Origin of the sequence: Luteitalea sp., assembly GCF_044337415.1 — a bacterium.
GTDB lineage: Bacteria > Acidobacteriota > Vicinamibacteria > Vicinamibacterales > Vicinamibacteraceae > Luteitalea.
The window spans coordinates 1-6,429 of the sequence record NZ_JBIINP010000214.1 but is presented as its reverse complement, the minus strand read 5'-3'; the positions used below and the strand labels follow the sequence as shown (position 1 = coordinate 6,429).

Here is a 6,429-nt window from a genome sequence, read left to right as displayed (position 1 = left end):
GGGTATCGGGTATCGGGTATCGGGTATCGGGTAGCGGGGAGCGGGGAGCGTTGGCCGGCGTCGCTACGGTGCTGAATCTGCTGCGCCCCGTGGGCGTCGGCGTGGCAGTTCCTGCTGCGTCTCGCCAACTGCGCGCCAGATCGTGCGGGTTCTCGCTCCGTGCTCGGCGGCACCGGGCTTGCCTCGTGAACGGCCGTGCCTGCCGGGATCGGTCTCGCGCTCGCGTTCGCCCTGGGCACCCTGATCGGGCCCGGCCTGCTCACCACGACGGATGCGGCCGTGCGGGCTTTCGTCGCGGGGGCCTGGGTGGTGCTGGCCGCGTGCCGGGTGGGCTGGGGCGGAGCGCGTGGAATCGCCATCCCCATGGCTGCGGCCGGCGTGGCGCTGGTCGGCGCCGCCAGGGCGGGGCATGCCGACCTCCGTGCGTGGTTGCCCCCCGGCCCGGCCGTACGCGCGATGGAAGGACGGACGACGGAGGGCGAGCCGGTGCGGGTGCGTGCCGTGATCCGGCGCGACGCGTGGCTGGCGCCTGCGGGCGGTGTCGCGCTCGACCTCGAAGTGCAGGCGGTCCACTGGGAGGGCGCCTGGAGGCCGGCACGGGTCGGCGTGCGCGCCACCGTTGCCGGCGACGCCGCGCGCGGTCACCTCGCGGCCTGGACACGCGGCCGGGCAATCGAGGCGCCCGTGGCGTCGCTGCGGCGCCCACTGCCGTACCGCAACTTCGAGCGCCCCGATGCCGAGCGCGATCTCGCCAGGCAGGGCCTGCGCCTGTTCGGCACCATCAGGAGCGCGGCGCTGATCACCGTGCGCGCCGGGCCCGTGTGGGATGAGTGGGCCGCCCACGCGCGAGGGCGGGCGCGCGAGGCGGTCGGACGGCACGTACCCGACCCCGAGGCCGCGGCCGTGGTGACGGCCATCCTCATCGGGGATCGCCGGGGCCTGCCCGCGGATCAGGTGAGGCGCCTGCAGCACGCCGGCGTCTACCACGTGGTCGCGATCTCCGGCGGCAACGTCGGCATCTGGCTGGGCCTGCTGGTCTGGATCCCCCGCCTGGCCGGCGCGGGCGTGCGCAGCGCGACGACGTGGCTGGTGGTCGGCCTCTTTGCCTTCGCGAGTGTGGTCGATGGCGGCGCGTCGGTGGTGCGGGCGGTGCTCGTGGCCGCCGTCGTGCTCGCCGCGCGATGGTGGGACGTGCGCACCAGTGCGGCCCAGGCGCTGGCCGTGGCCGCAGCCGCTCATCTCGCCATGGACCCGCTGGCGTGGCACGACGCGGGCGCCTTGCTGTCGTTCGGTGCGGCGCTCGCGCTGGTGGGGGTCGCGCGCTGCTGGCCGGTGGTCCGGGAGCCCGAGGCACCTGCGTCGTCGGTGCAAGCTGCGCCGGGGCGAGCGATGGCGGCCCGGCCCCGCGCGGAGGACCGCGAGCCGTTCCTCGGGCGCATCCCTGGCGTCGCCGTACTGACCCGCGTCCTGTGGGCAGGGGCTGCGGTCCTGGCCGGCACGTGTGCGGTCGAACTGGTGCTGCTGCCGATCGCTGCGCGCTGGTTCGGCATCGCCACGGCAGCCGGGCTCGTCGCCAACCTGGTGGCGATTCCTGCGATGGCGTGCGTGCAGGTGGCGGGTCTCGCCCTGCTGCCCGCGTCCTGGCTCGGCGCCTGGGCGGGCGACCTCACGGGAGCCGTCGTCACGGCGGGCGTGCGCGTGCTGTTGCGGAGCGGCGACGTGCTCCTGGTGGCGCCATGGCTCGTGCGACGGGTCCCACCGCCATCGGCGCCGGTGATCGCGCTGCACTACCTCGCCGTCGTCTGCCTGTGCCTGGCGGCACAGGCGCCGCGGGGCCGAGCCGGCGGCCCTGGCATGGCGGCAGCCCTCCAACGGCCGGGACGGCGTCTCGCGCTGGCCGCCTCGACCGCAACGGTGGCGGGCACCCTGGCATGGATGGTCGTGGGCGGGCCTGACCACAGCGCGCCCACGCCCTGGACGTGGCCCGCGGCCCAGCGCTGGCAGCGGGCTGCATGGCCCCGGGAACCTTGGCTCGTGGTGACCGTGCTCGATGTCGGGCAGGGCGATGCCACGGTGATCCGGTTTCCGTCGGGCCGCACTTGGCTGGTCGACGCCGGCGGCAGCGTGAGCGAGACGTTCGATGTCGGGGAGCGCGTGACCGTCCCCGCGTTGTGGGCCCTGGGGCACCGCCGCCTGGACCGCGTCATCGTGACGCACGCACACCCGGACCATGCGGCCGGCATGCCCGCGGTGATCGACGTCTTCAGGCCACGGGAGGCGTGGGCAGGCATCCCGGTGGCCGCCGATGCGCGTGCGGCGGCCGTGTCGCAGGCGTCAGCCGGTGTCGGCGCCCGCGAGCGATCGCTTGCCGCAGGCGAGGTCATCGGCGAGGAAGGCGTGCACGTGCGCGTGCTGCATCCGGAGCGCCCCGACTGGGATCGTCGTCGCGTCCGCAACGACGACTCCGTGGTGCTCTGGGTGCGCCACGGCGACGTCGGCGTGCTGCTGCCGGGCGACGCGGGACACGCCGTCGAGGCGCGGTGGCGCGACGCGGTGGCGCCCGCGCCCATCACCGTGCTCCGACTTGGTCACCATGGCAGCGCCTCGTCCTCGGGCGCGGGGCTGCTCGACGCGCTGCGGCCGGCCCTGGCGATTGCCTCCGCGGGACGCGGCAACCGGTTCGGACATCCTGCCCGCGCCGTGGTGCGCCGGCTGCAGGAGGCCGGCATCCCTCTGTTGCGCACGGACGAGGCCGGCGCGATTCAGCTCGCGACCAACGGCCGCGTGCTGCTGGTCAGGACGATGGCGGCGGGGGAGGGGAGTCTGGGGTCGGGGTCGCCTCGGCGCGCTTGGTGGCCTGCCACGCCGCTTCCATCTGGTCCAGCGTCGCCTGTCCGAGTGACAGGCCATCCGCCGTGAGGCGCGTCTCGACCTCGCGAAAGCGGCGGACGAACTTCAGGTTGGCGCGGCGCAGCGCGGTCTCGGCGTCGACGTCGAGCTTGCGCGCGAGGTTGGCGATCACGAACAGCATGTCGCCGATCTCGTCCTCGATGGCATCGCGGTCGCCGCTGGCGATCGCGGCCTCGACCTCGCGTGTTTCCTCGTCGAGCTTCTCGAGCACGGCCTCGGGCGTGGGCCAGTCGAAGCCGACCTTGGCCACGCGGCTGCAGATGGTCCTGGCGCGCGACAGCGCGGGCTCGGCCAGCGGAATGCCGTCGAGCAGGTGCGTCGGGGCCTGGCCGCGCTCGGCCTTCTCCTGCGCCTTGATCTGGTCCCACTGCGTCACGACCTGGTCGGGTGTCAGCGAGGCGTCGGTCAGAAAGACATGGGGATGGCGACGGATCAACTTCGCACACACCGTGTCGAGCGCCGCGGTGACGTCGAAGCCGCCGGTGTCGTGGCTGACCTGCGCCAGGAACACGCCCTCGAACAGCAGATCGCCGATCTCCTCCCGCAGGCCGTCGGCGTCGTCGCGCTCGATCGCGTCGACCACCTCCGCGGCTTCCTCGAGGACGAAGCGGGCGAGGCTGCGCAGTGTCTGCTCGCGGTCCCACGGGCAGCCGTCCGGACCGCGCAGCCGGGCCATGATGTCGACGAGCCGCGCGAAGGCCGCGCCGGCTCCTGCAGGGGGCTGAGGCGTCAAGGGCCGTATGCTAGCATCCGGTCATGAGCCACCCGACGGACCCGTCCCTGACCTTCGTGAGCTACATCTCGGGGCTGGTGCTCGCGGCGTCCGTCTATCTCGGCGACCAGCCGGATCCGATGACGGGCATGAAGGCCGTCAACCTGACGTCGGCCGGCCACGCCATCGACGTGCTGACCATGCTCGAGGAGAAGACGCGCGGCAACCTGAGCGACGACGAACGTCGGCTGCTCGAGGGTGCGCTCTACGAGCTCCGCCTGAAGTACGTGGAAGCCTCGCGCAAGGGCCCGTCCCGCATCGTCTCGCCGTAAGCCGTGCAGGTCACCTTCCTCGGGACGGGCACGTCGCAGGGCGTGCCGATGATCGGCTGCGCGTGCGACGTGTGCCGGTCCTCGGACCCCGCCGACAAGCGATTCCGCGCCTCCATCGTCGTCACGCAGGACGACGGCATGCAGGTGCTGGTCGACACGACGCCCGATCTGCGCAGCCAGGCCCTGGCGTGCAACCTCAGCCGCGTCGATGCCGTGGTGTACACCCACAGCCACGCCGACCACATCTTCGGGCTCGACGAACTGCGCCGCTTCATCGCGCTGCGGGGCGGCGGCACGATGACGGTGCACGGCGACGCGCACACGATCGCCGAGCTCCGACGCATCTTCGGCTATGCGTTCAGCTCGCCCGCCGAGCTGGGGGGCGGCGTGCCCCGGCTGGTCCCCGAGGTCGTCTCGGCGCCGTTCGCCATCGGCGGCACCGACTGGGTGCCCGTGCCGATCGTCCATGGCCGCCGGCCGATTCACGGCTATCGGATCGGCAGCTTCGCCTACCTCACCGACTGCAGCCACGTGCCCGACGAGTCGTGGGCCCTGCTCGAGGGGCTCGAGGTGCTCGTGATCGGGGCGCTGCGGGAGCGGGCGCACCCGACGCACTTCTCGCTGCCCGAGGCCGTGGCCGCGGCGCAGCGCATCGGCGCCCGGCAGACGCTGTTCACCCACATGTGCCACGACCTCGGCCATGCGGCGACCAACGCGCGTCTGCCCGAGGGCATGGCGCTGGCGTATGATGGCCTGTCGGTGACCCTGCCCGCGACTCGTCCAGGGGCGTCAGCATGACGGACGTCCGACACGGCACGCGCCTCCGCGTGGAGGTGATTCGGTTCCCGGACGACCCGCCGCGGCCGGCCCGCTGGCCGTACCCGGTCGTCGCGCTCGGCAACTTCGACGGCCTGCACCGCGGCCACCAGAAGATCCTCGACCGGGTGTGCCGCCAGGCTCGCGAGCGGCACGGCACGCCGCTCGTGATGACGTTCGACCCGCATCCCCCGCGGGTGCTCAGGCCCGACAAGGCCCCCCCGCTCCTGATGACCAACCCGCAGCGCATCGAGGCGCTGGCCCGGGCCGGCATCGAGGGCGTGGCGCTCGTCCGGTTCGATCACGAGCTGTCGCGGCTCGACCCCGACACGTTCGTGCGGCGCGTCCTCGTGGAGTGGCTGGGCGTCTCCGAGGTGTGGGTCGGGGGCAATTTCCTCTTCGGCCGTGACCGGACGGGCAACTTCTCGTTACTGCGCGAGCTGGGCCAGCTGTACGGCTTCCGGGCCGACAAGATCGATCCGGTCCGCTACAAGGACTTCGTGGTGAGCAGCACGCGCGTCCGGCGCCTGATCACGGAAGGCAAGGTCGACGAGGCCGGGGCCCTGCTCGGGCATCATTACTGCATCGACGGCACGGTCGTGCCGGGCGAGGCGCGTGGGCGCCAGATCGGCTTCCCCACGGCCAACATCGCCAGCGAGAACGAGCTGCTGCCGCCCAACGGCGTGTACGCCACGACCCTGACGGTCGACGACCGCATCCACGCTGCCGTCACCAACATCGGGGTCCGCCCGACGTTCGGCCAGGACGGGCAGGTGAGCGTCGAGACCCACCTGCTGGACGTGAACCCCGATCTGTACGGCACCCGGGTGCGCCTGGCGTTCGTGCAGCGGCTGCGTGGGGAACAGGCGTTCCCGGGCGTCGAGGCCCTGGTGCGGCAGATCCGCGACGACGTGGCGGCGACGCGGTCCGTTTTCGAGCGCTTTTCGCTATAGAATCCCTCACGTATGACAGAGCCCCGCGAGGACGCCGCCGCCGCCCTGCCGCTGGCCGTGACGTACGCCCCCGACGGCCGCATGGCCGAGGCGGTGCATGCGCTCGTGGGTCGCGTTGGTGCGGTCGCCGGTGCGCCCGAGCGCGCGACGCCGTTCGCGGCTGCCGTGCAGCAGGTGGTCACGTGGGTCACCACGCATCGGGCCGACCTGGCGAGCGATGTGGTGATGACCTTCGAACGGGAGGGCGATCGACTGCGCGGGCACCTGCGCTGGACGACCCTCGCCGACCCGCAGGCACCGACGGTGTCGGGAGGCGACGGGGTGGACGTTGCATGCGACGTCGACGGCCACGAGGTGCGCTGTCGCATCTCCTGTCCGTGCGCCTGACCCGGCGCCTCCCGCGTGTGTCCGCGACGGCAGGTCGCGGTGCCGCCGCCTGAATCCTGTCCGGGACCCGCCCGCCGCTCCGCTGCGAGGCGCGTGCCCGGTTCCCCGGGCCCCGAGACCCGGGCTTCGAGTGCCCCATGCGCCTCTACAACACGCTGTCCCGCCAGGAAGAAGACTTCGCCCCGCAGCGTGACGGCACCGTCCGCATGTACTCGTGCGGGCTGACCGTCTACGCTCGCGGGCACATCGGCAACTTCCGGTCCTTCGTCGCCGTCGACCTGCTGCGGCGCACGCTCCGCCACGTGGCGGGGTACCAGGT

At 73.0% G+C, this 6,429-nt stretch carries 5 protein-coding genes and 2 pseudogenes; 6 read left to right on the top strand and 1 reads right to left on the bottom strand.

Annotation, left to right across the window (positions count from 1 at the left end):
- Positions 1–363 precede the first annotated feature (363 nt).
- Positions 364–2,634, top strand: a pseudogene (locus ACIRDX_RS19250) (ComEC/Rec2 family competence protein); the annotation flags it as partial.
- A gap of 160 nt (positions 2,635–2,794) precedes the next feature.
- Here the strand turns inward: ACIRDX_RS19250 and mazG are convergent.
- On the bottom strand, positions 2,795–3,643 hold the full coding sequence (gene mazG / locus ACIRDX_RS19245) for a nucleoside triphosphate pyrophosphohydrolase (RefSeq protein ID WP_396627058.1): 849 nt from the start codon (positions 3,641–3,643) through the stop codon (positions 2,795–2,797).
- A 23-nt stretch (positions 3,644–3,666) separates the two neighbouring features.
- On the opposite strand from mazG, the gene ACIRDX_RS19240 reads away from it, so the two are divergent.
- The 5 genes and pseudogenes from ACIRDX_RS19240 to ACIRDX_RS19220 form a co-directional block, all read left to right on the top strand.
- Positions 3,667–3,954, top strand: a complete 288-nt coding sequence (locus ACIRDX_RS19240) for a DUF1844 domain-containing protein (protein ID WP_396627057.1) — start codon at positions 3,667–3,669, stop codon at positions 3,952–3,954.
- Between the two features lie 3 nt (positions 3,955–3,957).
- On the top strand, positions 3,958–4,752 hold the full coding sequence (locus tag ACIRDX_RS19235) for an MBL fold metallo-hydrolase (protein WP_396627056.1): 795 nt from the start codon (positions 3,958–3,960) through the stop codon (positions 4,750–4,752).
- On the top strand, positions 4,749–5,723 hold the full coding sequence (locus tag ACIRDX_RS19230; protein WP_396627055.1) for a bifunctional riboflavin kinase/FAD synthetase: 975 nt from the start codon (positions 4,749–4,751) through the stop codon (positions 5,721–5,723). Before ACIRDX_RS19235 ends, ACIRDX_RS19230 begins: the two co-directional genes overlap by 4 nt.
- A 12-nt stretch (positions 5,724–5,735) precedes the next feature.
- On the top strand, positions 5,736–6,110 hold the full coding sequence (locus ACIRDX_RS19225; protein WP_396627054.1) for a hypothetical protein: 375 nt from the start codon (positions 5,736–5,738) through the stop codon (positions 6,108–6,110).
- A gap of 137 nt (positions 6,111–6,247) precedes the next feature.
- Positions 6,248–6,429 (top strand): annotated as a pseudogene (locus ACIRDX_RS19220) (cysteine--tRNA ligase); the annotation flags it as partial.